Source organism: Vulcaniibacterium thermophilum (genome assembly GCF_007923255.1).
GTDB classification, from domain to species: domain Bacteria; phylum Pseudomonadota; class Gammaproteobacteria; order Xanthomonadales; family Xanthomonadaceae; genus Lysobacter_F; species Lysobacter_F thermophilum.
Map to the genome: position 1 here is coordinate 1 of NZ_VOHJ01000046.1, position 18,841 is coordinate 18,841.

General features: G+C 71.6%; 22 protein-coding genes. 7 read left to right on the top strand and 15 right to left on the bottom strand.

Annotated features, from left to right (window positions below; translation table 11 throughout):
- From FQY64_RS13405 to surE, 4 genes are all read right to left on the bottom strand, one after another.
- A partial coding sequence (locus tag FQY64_RS13405; RefSeq protein WP_146475041.1) for a LysM peptidoglycan-binding domain-containing protein occupies positions 1-391 on the bottom strand: 391 nt, incomplete at its 3' end.
- A gap of 22 nt (positions 392-413) precedes the next feature.
- Positions 414-1,073: an exopolysaccharide biosynthesis protein gene (locus FQY64_RS13410; protein WP_146475043.1), complete on the bottom strand. Its 660-nt coding sequence runs from the start codon at positions 1,071-1,073 to the stop codon at positions 414-416.
- Positions 1,074-1,076: 3 nt separating this feature from the next.
- The gene (locus tag FQY64_RS13415; protein WP_146475045.1) at positions 1,077-1,775 is read right to left on the bottom strand and encodes a protein-L-isoaspartate(D-aspartate) O-methyltransferase; all 699 of its coding nucleotides are present in this window, start codon (positions 1,773-1,775) and stop codon (positions 1,077-1,079) included.
- On the bottom strand, positions 1,772-2,554 hold the full coding sequence (gene surE, locus FQY64_RS13420; RefSeq protein WP_146475047.1) for a 5'/3'-nucleotidase SurE: 783 nt from the start codon (positions 2,552-2,554) through the stop codon (positions 1,772-1,774). Before surE ends, FQY64_RS13415 begins: the two co-directional genes overlap by 4 nt.
- A gap of 110 nt (positions 2,555-2,664) precedes the next feature.
- On the opposite strand from surE, the gene FQY64_RS13425 reads away from it, so the two are divergent.
- Positions 2,665-3,231 carry a Smr/MutS family protein gene (locus tag FQY64_RS13425; protein ID WP_146475049.1) on the top strand — a complete coding sequence of 189 codons (567 nt, stop codon included), beginning with the start codon at positions 2,665-2,667 and terminating at the stop codon, positions 3,229-3,231.
- 4 nt (positions 3,232-3,235) lie between these two features.
- Here FQY64_RS13425 and FQY64_RS13430 read toward each other — a convergent pair whose 3' ends face one another.
- The 11 genes from FQY64_RS13430 to FQY64_RS14840 form a co-directional block, all read right to left on the bottom strand.
- Positions 3,236-3,484, bottom strand: a complete 249-nt coding sequence (locus tag FQY64_RS13430) for a hypothetical protein (protein WP_146475051.1) — start codon at positions 3,482-3,484, stop codon at positions 3,236-3,238.
- Between the two features lie 141 nt (positions 3,485-3,625).
- Complete coding sequence (truD, locus tag FQY64_RS13435) at positions 3,626-4,648, bottom strand: tRNA pseudouridine(13) synthase TruD (RefSeq protein ID WP_146475053.1); 1,023 nt, start codon at positions 4,646-4,648, stop codon at positions 3,626-3,628.
- Positions 4,645-5,124: a 2-C-methyl-D-erythritol 2,4-cyclodiphosphate synthase gene (ispF, locus tag FQY64_RS13440; RefSeq protein WP_146475055.1), complete on the bottom strand. Its 480-nt coding sequence runs from the start codon at positions 5,122-5,124 to the stop codon at positions 4,645-4,647. The genes truD and ispF overlap by 4 nt, the downstream gene beginning before the upstream one ends.
- Positions 5,125-5,308: 184 nt before the next feature.
- Positions 5,309-6,016 carry a 2-C-methyl-D-erythritol 4-phosphate cytidylyltransferase gene (gene ispD / locus FQY64_RS13445; protein WP_146475057.1) on the bottom strand — a complete coding sequence of 236 codons (708 nt, stop codon included), beginning with the start codon at positions 6,014-6,016 and terminating at the stop codon, positions 5,309-5,311.
- The gene (gene ftsB, locus FQY64_RS13450; protein WP_146475059.1) at positions 6,013-6,372 is read right to left on the bottom strand and encodes a cell division protein FtsB; all 360 of its coding nucleotides are present in this window, start codon (positions 6,370-6,372) and stop codon (positions 6,013-6,015) included. The genes ispD and ftsB overlap by 4 nt, the downstream gene beginning before the upstream one ends.
- A complete protein-coding gene (gene eno / locus FQY64_RS13455) occupies positions 6,372-7,667 on the bottom strand; it encodes a phosphopyruvate hydratase (protein ID WP_229814873.1) in 1,296 nt (431 codons plus the stop codon). The genes ftsB and eno overlap by 1 nt, the downstream gene beginning before the upstream one ends.
- A 1-nt stretch (position 7,668) precedes the next feature.
- Positions 7,669-8,490 (bottom strand): hypothetical protein, encoded by an 822-nt coding sequence (locus tag FQY64_RS13460; protein WP_146475063.1) that lies wholly within the window; start codon positions 8,488-8,490, stop codon positions 7,669-7,671.
- Positions 8,491-8,551: 61 nt separating this feature from the next.
- On the bottom strand, positions 8,552-9,388 hold the full coding sequence (kdsA, locus tag FQY64_RS13465) for a 3-deoxy-8-phosphooctulonate synthase (protein ID WP_146475065.1): 837 nt from the start codon (positions 9,386-9,388) through the stop codon (positions 8,552-8,554).
- 118 nt (positions 9,389-9,506) lie between these two features.
- Positions 9,507-11,180 carry a CTP synthase gene (pyrG, locus tag FQY64_RS13470; RefSeq protein WP_146475067.1) on the bottom strand — a complete coding sequence of 558 codons (1,674 nt, stop codon included), beginning with the start codon at positions 11,178-11,180 and terminating at the stop codon, positions 9,507-9,509.
- 300 nt (positions 11,181-11,480) lie between these two features.
- The gene (locus tag FQY64_RS13475; protein WP_186761020.1) at positions 11,481-12,134 is read right to left on the bottom strand and encodes a hypothetical protein; all 654 of its coding nucleotides are present in this window, start codon (positions 12,132-12,134) and stop codon (positions 11,481-11,483) included.
- 264 nt (positions 12,135-12,398) lie between these two features.
- Positions 12,399-12,554 (bottom strand): hypothetical protein, encoded by a 156-nt coding sequence (locus FQY64_RS14840; RefSeq protein WP_186761022.1) that lies wholly within the window; start codon positions 12,552-12,554, stop codon positions 12,399-12,401.
- A 138-nt stretch (positions 12,555-12,692) separates the two neighbouring features.
- On the opposite strand from FQY64_RS14840, the gene parE reads away from it, so the two are divergent.
- The 6 genes from parE to FQY64_RS13510 all read left to right on the top strand — a co-directional run.
- Positions 12,693-14,582 carry a DNA topoisomerase IV subunit B gene (gene parE, locus FQY64_RS13485; RefSeq protein ID WP_146475073.1) on the top strand — a complete coding sequence of 630 codons (1,890 nt, stop codon included), beginning with the start codon at positions 12,693-12,695 and terminating at the stop codon, positions 14,580-14,582.
- A gap of 148 nt (positions 14,583-14,730) precedes the next feature.
- On the top strand, positions 14,731-15,204 hold the full coding sequence (locus FQY64_RS13490) for an LEA type 2 family protein (RefSeq protein WP_146475075.1): 474 nt from the start codon (positions 14,731-14,733) through the stop codon (positions 15,202-15,204).
- Between the two features lie 131 nt (positions 15,205-15,335).
- Positions 15,336-17,126 carry an acyl-CoA dehydrogenase C-terminal domain-containing protein gene (locus tag FQY64_RS15135; RefSeq protein WP_146475077.1) on the top strand — a complete coding sequence of 597 codons (1,791 nt, stop codon included), beginning with the start codon at positions 15,336-15,338 and terminating at the stop codon, positions 17,124-17,126.
- The gene (locus FQY64_RS15140) at positions 17,123-17,578 is read left to right on the top strand and encodes a GNAT family N-acetyltransferase (RefSeq protein ID WP_229814872.1); all 456 of its coding nucleotides are present in this window, start codon (positions 17,123-17,125) and stop codon (positions 17,576-17,578) included. The genes FQY64_RS15135 and FQY64_RS15140 overlap by 4 nt, the downstream gene beginning before the upstream one ends.
- Before the next feature lie 52 nt (positions 17,579-17,630).
- Positions 17,631-18,341, top strand: coding sequence for an HNH endonuclease (locus FQY64_RS13505; protein ID WP_146475079.1), 711 nt, complete (start codon positions 17,631-17,633; stop codon positions 18,339-18,341).
- 98 nt (positions 18,342-18,439) lie between these two features.
- On the top strand, positions 18,440-18,841 hold a 402-nt coding region (locus FQY64_RS13510; RefSeq protein ID WP_186761023.1), incomplete at its 3' end, for a hypothetical protein.

The window sequence follows — 18,841 nt, forward strand, 5'->3', positions numbered from 1 at the left end:
CGGGGGTGCCGGCGGACGGCGTGGCCGGTGGAGCGGCCGGGCGCGTGGAAGGCGCGGCGGGCCGCGACGCGGGCGCGCCCGGGCGCGCGGGCGTGGCGGACGCCCCGCCGCGCGGATACAGATACAGCCGCTGCCCCGGATAGATGGTGTACGGCGGCGCGAGCCGGTTCCACGCCGCCAGGTCGCGCACGTCGATGCCGTTGCGGAAGGCGATGCCGTACAGCGTGTCGCCGCGCTGCACGACCACGCTCGCGCCCGGCTTCGGAACCGATGCGCGGCGGGCGGCCGGGCCCGCCGTCGGGCGCACCACGGTCGTCGCGCACGCTGCGATCGCCAGCGCGCAGCCGAGCGCCACGATCGTCCGCAGTCCCCGCCTCGCCCCCTGCCTCATGCCCCGGTCCGCTCCCCGTGGTTCATCCGGAAACCCGCTGCCAGAGTTCGCCCAGCGCCAGTCCGCCGCCGCCGATCAGCGCGCCGAAGTAGACGAGCGTGCCGATGTTCGCCAGGTGACCGAGCAGCACCGCGCCGCCGTCGCGCTGCACCATCCCCACCGCGTAGAGCAGCAGCGCGAGCGCCGGCAGCGTGTTGCTGAAGGGCACCAGGCCGAACGGCGCCATCAGCAGCAGCGCGGCGAGGATGAAGGCGAGATTGGTCAGCATCGCCGGCAGACGCCCGTCGACCAGCCCGCGCAGACGGTGCGGACGGCTGAGGCGCTCAAGCCGCCGCACCCACACCAGGCCGCGCTCGAGCGCGGGCCGCAGACGATCGGCGGGCAGCGCGCGCCGGCGGATCCGCGCCGGAAGCCACAGCGGCCGACCGATCAGACGGCTCACGCCCACCAGCAGGATCGCCGCGCCGAACACCGTGCTCACGCCCGGGATCGATACCGGAATCAGGAACACCAGCGTCAGCAGCATGCTGAGCAGCAGCAGCCCCTCGTCGCCGAACACGTCAAGCAGCTCGCCCAGCGTCAGCGCGTCGGAGGGCAGGTCGCGGATCACCGCGGCGAGCTGCTCGCCGAGCGCGGCGTGGGAGGTCGGGTCGGCGGGGGCGGACGTGTCGTGGCTGCGCATGCGTCAGTCGATCGTGCCCGCGAGCATCGGAACGAACATCACCGGCGCGAGCGTTTCCTGCTCGATCCGCGCTTCGTCGTGCTTGCGCAGGCGCAGCAGCGACTGCGCGTTCGCGCCGCCCACCGGCGCGATCAGCACGCCGCCTTCGCGCAGTTGCGCCGTCAGCGGCGCGGCCAGCGCGGCGGCCGCGGCGGTCACGATGATGCCGTCGAACGGCGCGTGCTCGGCCCAGCCGAGATGGCCGTCGTCGTGCTTGCTGCGCACGTTCAGCCCGAGCGAGCGGAACCGCTTGCGCGCGACCCGCAGCAGCTCGCCGATGCGCTCGACGGTGTACACCTCCACGCCCAGCGCGGCGAGGATCGCCGCCTGGTAGCCGGAGCCGGTGCCGACCTCCAGCACCTTCGGCGCCGCGCCCGGCGCCACCGGCGGCAGCGCGTCCAGCAGCGCCTCGGTCATCCGCGCCACCACCCACGGCTGCGAGATCGTCTGGCCGTGACCGATCGGCAGCGCGGTGTCCTCGTAGGCGCGCGTGGCCAGCGCCTCGTCGACGAACAGGTGACGCGGCACGGTGCGGATCGCGCTCAGCACGCGCTCGTCGCCGATGCCGCCCTCGCGCAGGCGCTCCACCAGCCGGTCGCGCACGCGCTGCGAGGTGAGCCCGGAGCCCAGCGCCTCCGGCTGCAGGCGCAGCCGCGGCGTCATGCCGCCTTCTCCTTCAGCGACGAGGCCAGGCCGTCGACCCAGCTCGCGACCTGTTCGAGCGCGTGGTAGCGCGTCAGATCGACGTGGATCGGGGTGATCGAGATGCAGCCGCGGCGGATCGCGTTGAAGTCGGTGCCGGGGCCGGCGTCCTGCTCGGGACCGGCCGGTCCGATCCACCACCACTGCCGGCCGCGCGGATCGCGCTGCGGGATGCACGCCTCGGCGCGATGGCGGTTGCCGAGCCGGGTGACTTCGAAGCCGCGGATCCCGTCCCACGGCAGGTCGGGCACGTTGACGTTGAGGATCGTGTCGGCGGGCAGCGGGTCGGTCTTCAGTCGCGCGATGATTTCCACCGCCGCGCGCGCCGCGGTCTCGTAATGGCGGCCGACGTGATCGGCCGTGACCAGCGAGACCGCCACCGCGGGCAGGCCGAGGAAACGGCCTTCCATCGCCGCGGCGACGGTGCCCGAATAGATCACGTCGTCGCCCAGGTTGGCGGTGTTGTTGATGCCGGAGACGACGATGTCCGGCTCGCTCTCCAGCATGCCGGTGAGCGCGATGTGCACGCAGTCGGTCGGCGTTCCGTATACGCGCCAGGTGACCGCGTCCTGACGGATCACGCGGATCGGCATGTCGAGCGTCAGCGAATTGCTCGCGCCGGAGCGGTCGCGGTCGGGAGCCACCGTCAGCACCTCGTGCCCCGCCTCGCGCAGGCCCGCCGCGAGAATGCGGATGCCCGGCGCGTCGACGCCGTCGTCGTTGCTGACCAGTACTCGCATGGACTCCGTGAAATCGACCGATCGCGCGTCTCGCGCAGGCCGTGAATGATAGCCGATGCGGCGTGAGCCCCCGACGCACGCGCGGTGTCCTCTGCGCTAGGCTGGGACGCATGGCACGACGCGATCACGACGACGGGGCGGACGAAGGCGAACTCTTCCGTGCCGCCGTGGGCCCCGTGCGCCGTCTGCCCGACACGCCCGCACCGCCCGCGCCGCCGAAACCGGCGCCGCGCGCGCGCATGGCCGAGCGCGACGAGGCCAACGCGCTGAGCGAATTCCGCCAGGCTCTGCAAGGCGAGCCGCTGCTCGCCGGCGACGTGCTCTCCTACCGCCGCGATCCGGTGCCGCTGTCCGCCTGGCAGCGTCTGCGGCGCGGCGATCTGGCGGTGCAGGACGAGCTCGACTTGCACGGCGCCACCGCGCGCGAGGCGGAGGCGATGCTGCGCGATTTCCTGCACGCCGCGCATCGCAGCGGCTTCGGCTGCGTGCGCATCGTGCACGGCAAGGGCCGGCGCGCGGCCGAGCTGGTCGACGACGGCGGCCTGCCGGTGCTGAAGAATCTGGTCGATCGGGTGCTGCGCCAGCGCAGTGAGGTCATGGCGTTCCACTCGGCGCCGCCCGCGCAGGGCGGCACCGGTGCGGTGCTGGTGCTGCTGGCGCCGCCGAAGCGGCGCTAGCGGCTCACTGGCTCTGCAGCTCGGCCTTCTCGCGCGCGACCTGGCTTGCGGTCTTGCGCGGTGCGTTCACCCACTGCACCTCGATCCCGCGGCGGCGGGCGATGGCCTCCACGCGCGCGATGTACGCCTCGTCCGGATCGAGGATCGAGGGCTCGCGTGGCGGAGCGGTGCGTGCGGTGTCTTCCGAGGTCGTGGCGCAGGCGGAGAGGCCCAGCGCTGCGGCAAGCAGGACGAGGCGGTAGCCGGTACTCATGACGGCGTCTCCGGTTCGGCGCGCGTGGCGCCAGCCCGGCCCCATGCCGGGCTCGTCTCCGGCTTATACGCCCGCCCCTGGGCGCTTCCAGTGCCGCAAGGCGGTTTCCGACGAACGGAATGCCGCCCGCCGGCGCGCGCCTCAGCCGCCGGCCTCCATCTCGCCCAGTTCGGCCAGCACCGCGGTGGCGTAGGCACCGGGCGGCAGCGCGAAGTCGAGCCGCACGGTCGCCGCGTCGTGCCAGTCCCAGCGCAGGGCGTCCGGGCGCACGCGCAGCGCACGGCGCTCCTGCTCCAGCCCCGCCGCTTCCAGCCCGGTGCGCAGCGCGAGGGCGTCGCCTCCCTCCAGCGCCTCCTGCTCCAGCCGCGCCGCCTCGCCCCGCGTGCGCAGCGCGCCGCGGCCCCACAGCGGCCCGGTCGGGTGGATGTCGAACGCGGCCAGCCGCTGCGCCAGCGCCGCGTCGAACGGTTCGGGGCCGAACACGCTGCGGCGGCCGTCGAGCATCCACACTTCGCCGTCGAGCGCGCGGTCCCAGCTGTCGCGCTCCACCCGCACGGCGAGCACGCGGTTGAACAGCTCCGCGCGCGCGGCCGACAGCAACAGCGACCGCAGCTCGCGGCCGACCCGGCGGCCGGCGAACATCGCCCGCGCCTGCGCGACGTTGTCGCCCTCGCGGCCGAAGCGCTGCTCACCGAAGTAGTTGGGCACGCCGCACGCGGCGATCGCCGCCAGCCGCTGCTCGATCGCCGCGCGTTCGCCCTGCACCTCGCGCAGGATCAGCACGAAGCGGTTGCCGGCGAGCGCACCGCGCGGCAGCTTGCGCTGGTGGCGCACGGCCTCCAGCACGCGCAGCGATCCGGATTCGAGCGCAGCGGTATCGGGCGCCTCGCGACCCGGCAGATGCACGCTGATCCGCTGCCGCGTCACCGCGTGGCGGTCCTTCAGTCCGGCATGGCCGATCGCGCGCTCCGGCACGTCGGCCCAGCGCGCGATGCGGCGGATCGCCTCGGCGGTGGTGAGGCCGCGCTTCTCGATCGTCAGCAGCAGATGCTCGCCATGGCCGCTGGCCTCGAACCCGGCGATCTCCTCGACGAAGAAATCCTCCGGCCGCACGCGGAAACGCGCGCGCAGCACCGCCGCGCCATGCGCGCGCGGCAGGCTCACTGCCGCTCCAGCAGGCACACCGCCAGCGCGGCGATGCCCTCGCCGCGGCCGGTGAAGCCGAGCTTCTCGCTGGTGGTGGCCTTGACGCTGACGGCCTCGATGTCGATGCCGAGCGCCTCCGCCAGCCGCGCGCGCATCGCCTCGGCATGCGGGCCGACCTTGGGCCGCTCGCAGACGACGGTGACGTCGGCATTGCCCACGCGCCAGCCGCGCGCGGCGACCAACGCATTGCAGTGGCGCAGGAACGTCATGCTGTCGGCGCCGCGCCAGCGCGGATCGCTCGGCGGGAAATGCCGGCCGATGTCGCCGAGCGCGAGCGCACCCAGCATCGCGTCGCACAGCGCGTGGATGACCACGTCGCCGTCCGAGTGCGCGACGACACCGCGCTCGTGCGGCACCCGCACGCCGCCGAGCATCACGTGGTCGCCCTCGCCGAATGCGTGGACGTCGAAGCCTTGGCCGATGCGGATGTTCATGGTCGGGGCCGGGATTGGAGATTGGGGATCGGGGATTCAACCGGAGCGACGATGCGGGCGTGTCGCCGTCATCTTTTCCCTCCCCCGCGTGCGGGAGAGGGGCCGCAGGCCCGCGGTTCGCTCGGCCGAGTCGGCAGGGGATTCCGACGCGAAGGGGCGTCGGCCTTCGCTGCGGCTGCCCACCCTATCGCAAGCCGTCGCGATCGCGCGCCAGCAGGAACTCCATCAGCGCCAGGTCCGCCGGCGTGGTCACCTTGAGGTTGTCCTCGCGGCCTTCCACCAGCGCCGGCGAGAACCCGGCACGCTCCATCGCCATCGCCTCGTCGGTCACCGCCACCCCTTCGGCCAGCGCGGACTCCAGCGCGGCGGTGAGCGCGCCGCGGCGGAACGCCTGCGGGGTGAACGCGCGCCACAGGCGCTCGCGCGGTTCGGTGGCGGCGATGCGCGCCTCGCCCGCCTCGCCATAGGCGCGCTTGAGCGTGTCGCGCACCGGCGCGGCGAGCAGCGCGCCGTGCTCGCAGGCCTCGGCGGCGGCGATCAAGCGGTCCAGGTCCGGCTGGCGCAGGTTCGGCCGCGCGGCGTCGTGCACCAGCACCAGCGTGTCCTCGCCCGCCTCGGCGGGCAACGCGCGCAGCGCGGCCAGCACCGAGTCGGCGCGTTCGGCGCCGCCCGCACAGGTCAGCACCGGCTTACCCAGGCGCTCGTGCCAGCCCGGCCAGTGCGGATCGCCCGCGGCCAGCGCCACCATCGCGCCGGCCACGCGCGGATGCGCGAGCAGCGCATCCAGCGCGTGCGCGATCAGCGGCCGGCCGGCGATCTTGAGGTACTGCTTGGGACGCTCGCCGCCGAAGCGCGTGCCGCGGCCGGCGGCGGGGATCACCGCCCAGATCATGGCGCGCCGTCCGTGCCCTCGTCGTCCGCCGCGACCGGCGGCGGCGCTGCCGGTCGTGGCGTCTCCACCACGCGGTAGAAGGTCTCGCCGGGCCTGATCATGCCCAGTTCGCTGCGTGCGCGCTCCTCGACCGCCGCTTCGCCGGACTTGAGGTCCTCGACCTCCGCGGCGAGCGCATCGTTGCGTTGCCGAAGGCCGGCATTCTCGCGCGTCTGCCGCGCCACCTGCGCCTGCAGGGCAGCCACCGAGCGGTGCCCGCCCTCGCCCAGCCACAGCCGGTACTGCAGATAGACGGCGAGCGCGGCGAGCGCCGCGGCCACTCCCCACAGCCCGAGCGTGCGGCGTTCAGCGGGCATCAGCGCGCCAGCGACACGAACGCTTCGCGGCCGGCGTAGCGGGCGTCGGCGCCGAGCTGCTGTTCGATGCGCAGCAACTGGTTGTACTTCGCCACGCGGTCGCTGCGGCACAGCGAACCGGTCTTGATCTGGGTCGCCGTGGTCGCCACCGCGATGTCGGCGATGGTGGTGTCCTCGGTCTCGCCGGAGCGGTGCGAGACGATCGCCGCGTACTTCGAGGCGTGCGCCATCGCGATCGCCTCCAGCGTCTCGGTCAGGGTGCCGATCTGGTTGACCTTGATCAGGATGGCGTTGGCCACGCCCTGGTCGATGCCGTCGCGGAAGATGCGCGGGTTGGTGACGAACAGGTCGTCGCCCACCAGTTGCACCTTGCCGCCGAGCGCGTCGGTGAGCTGCTTCCAGCCGGCCCAGTCGTGCTCGGCCATGCCGTCCTCGATGGTGACGATCGGGTACTGGCGGCACCAGCCGGCGAGGAAGTCGACGAACTGCTCACTGGTCAGGCGCTTGCCTTCGCCGACCAGGTGGTACTTGCCGTTGTCGAAGAACTCGCTGGAGGCGACGTCGAGGCCGAGCAGGATGTCCTCGCCGGCGCGGTAGCCGGCCTTGCCGATCGCCTCGAGGATGGTTTCCAGCGCTTCCTCGTTGCTGCGCAGGTCGGGCGCGAAGCCGCCCTCGTCGCCGACCGCGGTCGACAGGCCGCGCCCCTTCAGCACCGACTTCAGCGCGTGGAACACCTCGGTGCCGGCGCGCAGCGCCTCGGAGAACGAATCGAAGCCGACCGGCAGCACCATGAACTCCTGCAGGTCGACGTTGTTGTCCGCGTGTGCGCCGCCGTTGACGATGTTCATCATCGGCACCGGCAGCTCCGGCGCCGGGCGGTGCGGATCGAGGCCGTTGAGGTACTGCCACAGCGGCTGGCGGCGGCCGGCCGCCACCGCGTGCGCGGCCGCCATCGACACGCCGAGCAGCGCGTTGGCGCCGAGCCGGCCCTTGTTCTCGGTGCCGTCGAGGTCGATCAGGCGGCGGTCGAGGCCGGCCTGGTCGGCGGCGTCGAACCCGGCCAGCGCCTGCGCGATCGCGGTGTTGACGTTCTCCACCGCCTTGCGCACGCCCTTGCCGAGGTAGCGGGTGCGGTCGCCGTCGCGCAGTTCCACGGCCTCCTTGGTGCCGGTGGACGCGCCGGACGGCACCGCGGCGCGGCCGAAGCTGCCGTCGCTCAACGTGACTTCGGCTTCGAGGGTGGGATTGCCGCGACTGTCGAGAATTTCGCGAGCATGGATTTTTGCGATTTGCACGTCAGGGCACTCCGAGGTACTCAACCAATTCCTTGCTGGGATTGCAGCCAGCATCAAGCGCACGATCGAGGTACACCGCATGGATGCCCTCGGCCCGCGCGAGCGCGTGCATATCGAAGGTCGGCGCCGAGAACATCAACAACGCCAGCACGGCGGTCGGCAGGTCTGCGCGGTCGAGCTGCGCGCGCTGATCGGCGGCGGGCTGGACGGCCTCGATAAGACGCATCACATGGGCACGCAGCTTCGGCGCATCCGGATCCTGCTCCAGCAGTGCGAGCGCGCCCGTCTCGTCGAGACCCCGCTTTTCCGCCGCGGACGTCGCGCAGGTCTTCACCCGGCGCGATTCCTCCAGAAGGGGTTCGATCTGCGCGAGTGTAGCCTGCAGGTCGACATCGGGCGCGGGCGCATCGCAAGGCATGCCCAGCGCCTTGTTGAGCGTCGCGTAGACGCGGCGAGGATCGCCAGACACGGCGACTCCGTCCCTCCCTTGCACGGCCATCAGGTGCACCGCCTTCTCGGCCAGAACCCGGTCGGCATCGGCCGTTGTGCTAACAAAGTCACCGAGCAGCGCCTCGGGCGCCTCCATGCCCTCGGTGACCGCGTCGTAGAGCTCATGAGCAACGCCCGCGCTCACGATGCGGCTCACCAGCTCTTCCCGTGAGGCCGGCAGCGCATCGACGACGCAATCCATGAACTGCTCGTCCGCCAAGATCGCCGACAGAAGCTGCTCGGCGCCATGCGGCAATGCTGCATCCGCGGTCCCGGCAGCAGGCTCGGACGCTGCGGCCACGGTGATCGCGAGCCCCATCGCACTGGCCAGCACCCATCGCCACCGCCGTGGCGACCACCCCTCTCGTGCAACGGGCGCGCGTCCTTCCTTCCGCCTAGACACCCCCGGCCTCCAGGAAACCATTGCGCTTGGTCACCTCGTCGAGCGCCTTCAGCGTTTCCAGCAGCGCGCGCATTTTCGGCAGCGGCCAGGCGTTGGGGCCGTCGGAGAGCGCCTTGTCCGGGTCCGGATGGGTCTCCATGAACAGGCCATCCACGCCAACCGCCACCGCCGCGCGCGCCAGCACCGGCACGAACTGGCGCTGACCGCCGCTGGAGGTGCCCTGCCCGCCCGGCAACTGCACCGAGTGCGTCGCGTCGAAGACCACCGGGCAGCCGGTCTCGCGCATCACCGCGAGCGAGCGCATGTCGCTGACCAGGTTGTTGTAGCCGAAGCTGACGCCGCGCTCGCAGACCATGATCTGCTCGTTGCCGGTCGACTTCGCCTTCTCCACCACCGGCTTCATGTCCCACGGCGCCAGGAACTGGCCCTTCTTGATGTTCACCGGCTTGCCGGCCGAGCACACCTTGCGGATGAAGTCGGTCTGGCGCACGAGGAAAGCCGGCGTCTGCAGCACGTCGACCACGCTTGCGACCTCCTCGATCGGCGTGTACTCGTGCACGTCGGTCAGCACCGGCACGCCGATCTGCCGCTTCACTTCGGCCAGCACCTTCAGCCCTTCCTCCAGACCCGGGCCGCGGAAGCCGCTGATCGACGTGCGGTTGGCCTTGTCGAAGCTCGACTTGAAGATGAACGGGATGCCGAGCTCGGACGTGATTTCCTTGAGCTTGCCCGCGGTATCGAGCTGCAACTGCATCGACTCGATCACGCAGGGACCGGCGATCAGAAAGAACGGCCGGTCGAGGCCGACTTCGAATCCACACAGCTTCATGCCTGGCCTCCACGAAGAGCACGTCCGGCCCGGACGGGCACGGGTCCACTCGGATCAAAGAGCAAGGTGTTCTCCGCGTCCATCCGTGCCGATCCGTGACTGAAGCTTTCGACCGGGCTCACGCCTTCGCCTCCTTCAACAGGCGTCCGCCGGCCTGCGCCTTGTGTTCGCGCGCGGCGCGGACGAAGCCGACGAACAGCGGATGGCCGTCGCGCGGGGTGGACAGGAACTCGGGGTGCGCCTGGCAGGCGAGGAACCACGGATGGCGGCTGCGCGGCAGCTCGATCATCTCCACCAGCGTCTCGTCGATCGACTTGGCGCTGATCACCAGCCCCGCGTCCTCCAGCGTGGCGAGGTAGCGGTTGTTGAACTCGTAGCGGTGGCGATGACGCTCGCCGACCACCTCACGCCCGTACAGCTCGCGCGCCAGCGTGCCCGCCTTGATGCGCTGCTCCTGCAGCCCCAGGCGCATGGTGCCGCCGAGATCGCTCGCTTCGCTGCGGCGCTCGATCTCGCCGGTCGCCGTGCGCCATTCGGTAATGAGCCCGATCACCGGATGCGGCGTGTTGCGGTCGTTCTCGGTGCTGTTGGCGCCGCTCAGGCCGGCCACGTTGCGCGCGTACTCCACCACCGCCGCCTGCATGCCGTAGCAGATGCCGAAGTACGGCACGCCGTGCTCGCGCGCGTACTGCGCGGCGGCCACCTTGCCCTCGAAGCCGCGGTCGCCGAAGCCGCCCGGCACGAGGATGCCGTGCACGTCGGACAGCCACTTCGCGGCGCCCTCGCGCTCGATGTCCTGCGACTCGATCCACTTCAGCCGCACCCGCGTGCGCTGGCGCAGGCCACCGTGCTTGAGCGCCTCGGCGAGCGACTTGTAGGCGTCCTGATGATCGACGTACTTGCCGACCACGGCGATGGCCACCTCGTCGACCGGATGCTCCATCGCATCGACGACCGCGTTCCACTCCGACAGCTCGGCCGGCCGCGCCTTGTCGGCGAGCTTCAGTCGATCGACCACGATCTGGTCGAGCCCCTGCGCGTGCAGCCAGCCGGGGATCTTGTAGATGTTGTCGAGATCGATCGCGGAGATGACGGCGTTCTCCGGCACGTTGGTGAACAGCGCGATCTTGCGCCGCTCCACGTCCGGCAGCGGCTGCTCGCTGCGGCACAGCAGGATGTCGGGCTGGATGCCGATCGAGCGCAGTTCCTTGACCGAATGCTGGGTCGGCTTGGTCTTCAGCTCGCCGGCCGCGGCGATGAACGGCACCAGCGTGAGGTGCATGAAGATCGCCTTCTCCGCGCCGCGCTCGGTGCGGATCTGGCGGATCGCCTCCAGGAACGGCAGCGACTCGATGTCGCCGACGGTGCCGCCGATCTCGACCAGCGCGACGTCGAAGCCGGCGGTGGCTTCGTCGATGCAGCGCTTGATCTCGTCGGTGATGTGCGGGATCACCTGCACGGTCGCGCCGAGGTAGTCGCCGCGGCGCTCCTTGCGGATCACGTTCTCGTAGATCCGGCCGGTGGTGATCGAATTGCGGCGCGACAGCCGGGTGCGGACGAAGCGCTCGTAGTGCCCGAGGTCGAGGTCGGTTTCGGCGCCGTCGTCGGTGACGTACACCTCGCCGTGCTGGAACGGGCTCATCGTGCCCGGGTCGACGTTGATGTACGGGTCGAGCTTCATCATCGTCACGCGCAGCCCGCGCGCTTCGAGGATGGCCGCCAGCGAGGCGGCCGCGATGCCCTTGCCGAGCGAGGACACCACGCCGCCGGTCACGAAGATCAGGGGGGTCATGGACAGGGTCTGCGGGTATGTGCGGAGTAGGCCGCGTCGGGCGCGAGGGCGTGCGAGGCAAGGAAGAGCGAGGGAGTGGATGTCGATCCACGACCGAGCGATGACGCCGCATCGCGCGCCATCGGGCCCGACCCTCCTGCTCCGCACACACCCGCAGACCCTCGGTGCTGGAAAGGCGTAGTGTACCCGCACGCCCGCCCCCGGCGAGCGCCGGGCCCCGCCAGCGCCTCGCAAGTGCCTGATCGAGCAAAGAAAACGCCCCGCCGGAGCGGGGCGTCGATCGACGAAGGAAGGCGGGCGTCAGCGGCGGTCGTCGCGCTCGCGGCGGGTCTTTGCGCGCTCGCCCTTCTCCGCCTTGGCGCGCGCCTTGCCGTCGGCGTCGGCATTCGCCTCGGCCTCGGCCTGGGTCTGGCCATCGGCGCTGCCGGCGGTCACCGCGCTGTTGGCGGCGGCGGTCGCATTGCCGGCGACGGCGGCGGCGGCCTGGTCGCTGGCATGGGCGGCGGCCTGCGAGCCGAGCTTGCCGTCGAGCGCCGCGCGGCCGGCGACGTTGCCCTGGGCATGATCGGCCGCGTGGGCGCCGGCCTGCGCGGCACCGTCGACGGCGCCCTGCGCGGTCGCGCCGGCACGCTGCGCGACGTCGCTGCCGGCCTTCAGCGTGGCGTCGGCCGTGCCGCGCGCGGTGGCCTCGGCGGCAGCGGCGGTGTCGCCGGCCGCCTTGCGCGCGCGCCGCGTGGTGTCGCGCACCGCATCGGTGCGCACGCCGTCCAGCCGCACGCCGAGATCGCCGCGTCCCTGCGCGCCGGCGCCGATGCCGACCGGACCGACCTGGCCGCCCACACCGATGCCGGCACCGCCGCCCACGTTCACGCCGCCGCCGAGCACCTGCGCCGCAGCAATAGGCGCGGCCAGCGAGCTCGCCACGATGACGGGGATGATGAAGCTGCGTTTCATGCGGAAGTCCTCTTTCAACGGGGGAATGCCGCTGCACCGTGCGGCGGCCACGACCCTAGGCGGGCGGCGCGTGCCGATGGCTGAACGGCGGCAGCGGGCGCTCGCCCATGCTCGGCGGGCGTACAGCAACGCGAAAACAGGCTGAACGGCGACGTCGACGACGAGGGAAGCCCCGCGCGAGCGCCATCCGGAAAAACCCCCAGCGCGGCGCGCGCGCACCGCCCAGAACGCGGCTGTCCGTGGACGCCGCGCACGGAAAAGCTGTCAAGCCCCCGGCGCGCGACGCGACTGCTCGGCCGGCGGGCGCTCGGGCGCTGGGGCGGCGCCCGGCCGCGCGACGGAACGCCACTGCACCCACGCCAGCGCCGCCGCCACCAGGGCGACGACCGCGGCCCACAACAGCAGGGTCCGCAGGGGCATGGCCGACTCCGCACCGAACGCCGCGAGCCTACGCGCGCGCGCATCGCGCGACGGTGAATCCGACCGCCCGCGGCGCCGCATCCTTGACCGGCGCGGACCGCGCTCGCATCCTCGCCGCTCCTCGAGGAAGCCCCCCGCATGAGCAGCCGCTACAACGCCGCCGACATCGAAGTTCTCTCCGGTCTCGAACCGGTCAAGCGCCGACCGGGCATGTACACCGACACCTCGCGCCCGAACCATCTGGCGCAGGAGGTGATCGACAACGCGGTGGACGAGGCGCTGGCGGGCCATGCGCGCACGGTGGAAGTCACGCTGTATTCCGACGGCAGTTGCGAGGTGGCCGACGACGGCCGCGGCATGCCGGTGGACCTGCACCCGGAAGAGAAGATTCCGGGCGTGGAGCTGATCCTCACCCGCCTGCACGCGGGCGGCAAGTTCAGCAACAAGAACTACACCTTCTCCGGCGGCCTGCACGGCGTCGGCGTCAGCGTGGTCAACGCGCTCTCGAAGAAGGTCGAGGTGTTCATCAAGCGCGAAGGCCAGGAATTCCGCATGGAATTCCGCGACGGCGACCGCGCCTCGAAGCTGGAGGTGGTCGGCACGGTCGGCAAGAAGAACACCGGCACGCGCCTGCGCTTCTGGCCGGACCCGAAGTACTTCGACACACCGAAGTTCGCCGTGCGCGCGCTCAAGCACCTGCTGCGCGCCAAGGCGGTGCTGTGCCCGGGCCTGACCGTGCGCCTGTTCGACGAGGCCAGCGGCGAGCGGGCCGAGTGGTACTACGAGGACGGCCTGCGCGACTACCTGCGCGGCGAACTCGAGGGCCGCGAGCTGCTGCCGCCGGAGCTGTTCGTCGGCTCGCTGAAGAAGGACACCGAGGTCGTCGACTGGGCGGTGGCCTGGGTGCCGGACGGCGAGCTGGTGCAGGAGAGCTACGTCAACCTGATTCCGACCGCGCAGCACGGCACCCACGTCAACGGCCTGCGCACCGGCTTCACCGACGCGCTGCGCGAGTTCTGCGACTTCCGCAACCTGCTGCCGCGCGGCGTGAAACTCGCGCCCGAGGACGTGTGGGACCGAGTGTCGTTCGTGCTGTCGCTGAAGATGACCGACCCGCAGTTCTCCGGGCAGACCAAGGAACGGCTGTCCTCGCGCCAGGCCGCGGGCTTCGTCGAAGGCGCCGCGCACGACGCGTTCTCGCTGTGGCTGAACCAGCACGTCGAGATGGGCGAGAAGATCGCCCAGATCGCGATCGAACGCGCCGCGCTGCGACTGAAGACCGAGAAGCAGATCGTCCGCAAGAAGGTGACCCAGGGCCCCGCCCTGCCCGGCAAGCTGGCCGACTGCAGCAGCCAGGACCTGTCGCGCACCGAGCTGTTCCTGGTCGAAGGCGATTCGGCCGGCGGCTCGGCCAAGCAGGCGCGCGACAAGGAGTTCCAGGCCATCCTTCCGCTGCGCGGCAAGATCCTCAACACGTGGGAGGTCGCCTCCGGCAGCGTGCTCGCCTCGCAGGAAGTGCACGATCTCGCGGTCGCGATCGGCTGCGACCCCGGCAAGGACGACCTGTCCGGCCTGCGCTACGGCAAGGTCATCATCCTCGCCGATGCCGACTCCGACGGCCTGCACATCGCCACCCTGCTGTCGGCGCTGTTCCTCCGGCACTTCCCTGCGCTGGTGCGCGCCGGCCACGTGTTCGTCGCGATGCCGCCGCTGTTCCGCGTCGACGTGGGCAAGCAGGTGTTCTACGCGCTCGACGAGGAGGAAAAGCGCCTGCTGCTGGAGCGCGTGCAGCGCGAGAAGATCAAGGGCCAGGTCAACGTCACCCGCTTCAAGGGCCTGGGCGAGATGAACCCGCAGCAGTTACGCGAATCCACCATCCATCCGGACACGCGCCGGCTGGTGCAGCTCACCGTCGACGACGACGCGCAGACCGAATCGCTGATGGACATGCTGCTGGCCAAGAAGCGCGCGGCCGACCGCAAGGCGTGGCTGGAGACCAAGGGCGACCTGGCGACGCTGGAGGTCTGATCCGAACGCCCCTGCAGCAGCGCCTTCAGCCGCCACCGAATGCCGGCGGCATCGCATTGCGGGCCGAGCCGCTCCTGCACCGAGCTGCACCTGCGCCCGCCACCGTACGCCGTTGTATGCTCCGAAGCCCACACGACGGAGCGTCCGGATGAAAGCGTTGCGCATCGCACTGGTGGCGTTCGCGGCCCTGCTGCTGGCCGCCTGTTCGAGCGGCCCGGTGCGCCGCGTGTCCGAGCCGGCCGCGCGAATCCAGCAGCTCACGGTGAATGCCGACGGGAGCTGGTCGGTCGATCTGCGGCTGGAGAACTACAGCAGCATGCCGATGCGCTTCGAGCGCGTGGAGCTGAAACTCGAAGTCGGCGGGCACGCCGCCGGCACGCTGCAGGCCGCGCCCGCGCTCGACATCGGCCCGGAATCCGCCGACGTGGTGAACGTGCGGTTGGCGCCCGGTGCGGCAGCCAAGATCGCCGCCGCCGACGCGCTCGCCGCGCGCCGCTCCCTGCCTTACCGCCTCGAGGGCCGCATCGACGCCACCCCCGAGGACCGCGACACGCGCGACTTCGACGTCGCCACCCGCAGCGCGCTGAACCCGGCGCCGGGGCTGCCGGGGGTGTTGCGCTGAAAGCGGATTCGGGATTTCCGAGAAGCCCTGCGCGACCCGCCGCCCGAACGAATCCCGAACGCCGACCCGACTCCTCCCGCAGCCTGCGCCCGATCCCGAACTCCCACTCCCGAATCCCGTCGCCTGCCGCCATGACCACCTACAAAGCCCCCCTCACCGACATGCGCTTCGCGCTGTTCGATGTGCTGCGCGCGGACGAGACGTTCGCCCGCCTCGGATTCGCAGAAGCCACGCGCGATGTGCTCGATGCCATCCTCGAGGAAGGCGCGCGCTTCACCGAGACGGTGCTGGCGCCGCTGAACGCGATCGGCGATCGCGAGGGGTGCCGCTACGACAAGGCCAGCGGGGCCGTGACCACGCCACCGGGGTTCCGCGAGGCCTACGCGCAGTTCGTCGAAGGCGGCTGGAGCGGGCTGACCGCGCCGGCCGAATTCGGCGGCCAAGGGCTGCCGCACGCCGCCGGCGTGCCGATCAAGGAGATGATCGACGCCGCCAACCTGGCGTGGGGCAACTTTCCGCTGCTCTCGCACGGCGCCACCGAGGCGCTGCTGCAGCACGGCGAGGACTGGCAGCGCGAGCTGTTCCTCAAGCCGCTGGTGGAGGGCCGCTGGACCGGCACGATGTGCCTGACCGAACCGCACTGCGGCACCGACCTCGGTCTGCTGAAGACGCGCGCCGAACCGCAGGCCGACGGCAGCTACGCGATCACCGGCACCAAGATCTTCATCACCGCCGGCGAGCACGACCTGACCGACAACATCGTGCACCTCGTGCTCGCGCGCCTGCCGGACGCGCCGGCGGGCGTCAAAGGCATCTCGCTGTTCGTGGTGCCCAAGCGCAAGGTCGCGCGCGACGGCAGCGTGGGCGAGGCGAATGCGGTGCGTTGCGGCAGCATCGAGCACAAGATGGGCATCCACGCCTCCGCCACCTGCGTGATGAACTTCGACGGCGCGCAGGGCTGGCTGGTCGGCCAGCCCAACAAGGGCCTGGCGGCGATGTTCACCATGATGAACACGGCGCGGCTCGCGGTCGGCCTGCAGGGCCTGGGCCTGTCCGACCGCGCGCTGCAGAACGCCGTGCGCTACGCGCGCGAACGCCTGCAGTCGCGCGCGCCCGCGGGCCCGAAACTGCCCGACAAGCCCGCCGATCCGATCATCGTCCACCCCGACGTGCGCCGCATGCTGCTGACTTGCAAGGCGCTGGTCGAAGGCGGACGCCTCATGGGCTACCACGCCGCGCTGCTGGTCGACGAGGCGCACGCCGCGCCCGACGCCGCGCAGCGCGAGCGCGCCGAGGCGCTGCTCGGCTTCATGACGCCGATCGTCAAGGCCTGCCTCACCGAATGGGGCGTGGAGTGCACCTACCACGCGCTGCAGTGCTTCGGCGGCCACGGCTACATCGCCGAACACGGCATGGAGCAGCTCGCGCGCGATGCGCGCATCACCACCATCTACGAAGGCACCACCGGCATCCAGGCGCTCGACCTGCTCGGCCGCAAGGTGATGCAACTGCAGGGCGCCGGGCTGCGCGCCATGCTCGAGGACATCGACGCGTTCTGTCGCGCACAGGCCGGCAATCCGGCGCTCGCCGGGTTCCTGCCCGCGCTGCAGGCCAAGGCGGAGGAGTGGCCGCGGATGACCCAGGCGATCGCGCAACGCGCGCAGGCCAACCCGGAGGAAATCGGCGCGGCCGCCTACGACTATCTGATGTACTCGGGCTACGTGGCACTCGCGTACTGGTGGGCGCGCGCGGTGGCGGCGGCGGAGGTCTCCGCGCATCCGGACGCGTTCAAGGCCGCCAAGCGCGAGACCGCGCGCTTCTTCTACGCCCGGATCCTGCCGCGCACGCTGACGCACGCGGCGGCGATCGACAGCGGCGCGGCATCGCTGATGGCGCTCGACGCCGGAGCCTTCGACGCGTGAGCATCCGTCCCGCAGTCCCGGAGGACGAGGCGTTCATCCTGTCGCTGGTGGAGCGCTTCACCGACTTTCCGCTGCCGGCGGGGCGCACCCGCGAGGAACTCGACGCCGGCATCCGCGCCGACCTGGAACGCCATCTGCGCGAGCAGCCGGAGAGCTCCCGCTTCTTCGTGATCGAGGACGAAGGACGCCCGGCCGGCTTCCTGCACCTGCAACGGGTCGAGGACTTCTTCGGCGGCGGGCCGCACTGCCACGTCTCCGACCTCGCCCTCGCCCCCGGCCACGAAGGCCGGGGCCTGGCCGGGCGCCTGCTGGCGCACGCCGAGGCGTTCGGCCGCGCCCACGGCTGCCGGCGGCTCACCCTGTCGGTGTTTCCCGGCAACGCGCGCGCCCGCGCCCTGTACGAACGCGCCGGCTTCGGCGTGGACCTGCTGCGGATGGGCAAGCCGTTGTGAGCGCCCGGCCGGTACACACGACGTGGACAATGGCGTATAAGCTGGTTCCCCGATGGAGAACCGCAGAGCCCACCTCCGCCTGGTCCGAACCGGAAGCTGCGCCGCGACGCCGCTGACCGGAGCGGCGTCGCACGCCGACGCTCCCCGCCTCGTATCCCGCCCCACGGACCGCCTCAGTGCGGTCCGTTTGCTTTCGCTGGATGCCCACGGCCGCGTGCTCGACTGGATGAGCTGGCAGGACGCCGCCTGCCTGTACGCGCGCGGCGCGGTCGCCTGGACGCTCGGCGAGCCCTGCCTGGAAGTGCACGGCGGCATCAGCCGGCTCACCGGCCGCCAGAGCGTGATCGCGCTGCATCCGATCGTCGCCGCCCGCGGCCACGCGCGCGCCCATGCGCTGGATCCCACGCCGGCGCTGACCAACGCCGCGCTGTTCGCCCGCGACGCCCACCTCTGTCTTTACTGCGGCCGCGAATTCTCCCGCCAGCACCTCACCCGCGATCACGTCCTGCCGCTCTCGAAAGGCGGGCGCGACTGCTGGGAGAACGTGGTCGCCGCCTGTTTCGAGTGCAACTCGCGCAAGGGCAACCGCACCCCGCAGCAGGCCGGCATGCCGCTGCTGGCGGTGCCCTACCGGCCGAGCTGGGTGGAACATCTGATCCTGTCCAACCGCAACATCCTCGCCGACCAGATGGCGTTCCTGAAGGCGCAGTTGCCCAAGCGTCCACGCCGCGCCGGCGAATTCGCGCTCCCCTCGTTCCAGTGAGCCCGCCACGCCGCGCGCAAAAGCGACGCGACGCGCGCGTTGACGCCGGCAGCCCGCTTGGCAACACTCGCGGGTCCGTTTCTTGAGCGAGGCAACGAATGTCCCTGACCCTCGGCCTCACCGGCATGGACTCGGCGACGGAGTCGGCACTCAGGTCCGCGTTCTCCGACGCCAATGCGCGCCTGTCGGGACGCTGGCAGCTCGTGCCCGAGTCGCAGGCCGATTACGTGGTCGTGGACATGGACAGCATGTACGGGCCGATGAGCTGGCTGAAGCTGCATGCCGCCGGCAAGACGGTGATCGGCCTCACCAGCGCCGAGCGCACCCAGGCCGATCATCGCCTGCCCAAACCGACCGACGCCGACGCGCTGTTCGCCTTGCTGCGCGAACTGGGCGGCGGCGCCGAAGCGGTCGCAGCGCCCGCGCCCGCAGCGCCCGCCCCGCCCCCGCCGCCGCGCGCGCCGGAACCCGCAACGCCCGCCGCCCCCGCCGCCCCCGTC

Coding starts and splice junctions, on each gene's coding strand:
- FQY64_RS13410 (WP_146475043.1), bottom strand. CDS start 1,073: ATGCGCAGCCACGACACGTCCGCCCCCGCCGACCCGACCTCCCACGCC.
- FQY64_RS13415 (WP_146475045.1), bottom strand. CDS start 1,775: ATGACGCCGCGGCTGCGCCTGCAGCCGGAGGCGCTGGGCTCCGGGCTC.
- surE (WP_146475047.1), bottom strand. CDS start 2,554: ATGCGAGTACTGGTCAGCAACGACGACGGCGTCGACGCGCCGGGCATC.
- FQY64_RS13425 (WP_146475049.1), top strand. CDS start 2,665: ATGGCACGACGCGATCACGACGACGGGGCGGACGAAGGCGAACTCTTC.
- FQY64_RS13430 (WP_146475051.1), bottom strand. CDS start 3,484: ATGAGTACCGGCTACCGCCTCGTCCTGCTTGCCGCAGCGCTGGGCCTC.
- ispF (WP_146475055.1), bottom strand. CDS start 5,124: ATGAACATCCGCATCGGCCAAGGCTTCGACGTCCACGCATTCGGCGAG.
- ispD (WP_146475057.1), bottom strand. CDS start 6,016: ATGATCTGGGCGGTGATCCCCGCCGCCGGCCGCGGCACGCGCTTCGGC.
- ftsB (WP_146475059.1), bottom strand. CDS start 6,372: ATGCCCGCTGAACGCCGCACGCTCGGGCTGTGGGGAGTGGCCGCGGCG.
- kdsA (WP_146475065.1), bottom strand. CDS start 9,388: ATGAAGCTGTGTGGATTCGAAGTCGGCCTCGACCGGCCGTTCTTTCTG.
- pyrG (WP_146475067.1), bottom strand. CDS start 11,180: ATGACCCCCCTGATCTTCGTGACCGGCGGCGTGGTGTCCTCGCTCGGC.
- FQY64_RS13475 (WP_186761020.1), bottom strand. CDS start 12,134: ATGAAACGCAGCTTCATCATCCCCGTCATCGTGGCGAGCTCGCTGGCC.
- FQY64_RS14840 (WP_186761022.1), bottom strand. CDS start 12,554: ATGCCCCTGCGGACCCTGCTGTTGTGGGCCGCGGTCGTCGCCCTGGTG.
- parE (WP_146475073.1), top strand. CDS start 12,693: ATGAGCAGCCGCTACAACGCCGCCGACATCGAAGTTCTCTCCGGTCTC.
- FQY64_RS13490 (WP_146475075.1), top strand. CDS start 14,731: ATGAAAGCGTTGCGCATCGCACTGGTGGCGTTCGCGGCCCTGCTGCTG.
- FQY64_RS15135 (WP_146475077.1), top strand. CDS start 15,336: ATGACCACCTACAAAGCCCCCCTCACCGACATGCGCTTCGCGCTGTTC.
- FQY64_RS13505 (WP_146475079.1), top strand. CDS start 17,631: ATGGAGAACCGCAGAGCCCACCTCCGCCTGGTCCGAACCGGAAGCTGC.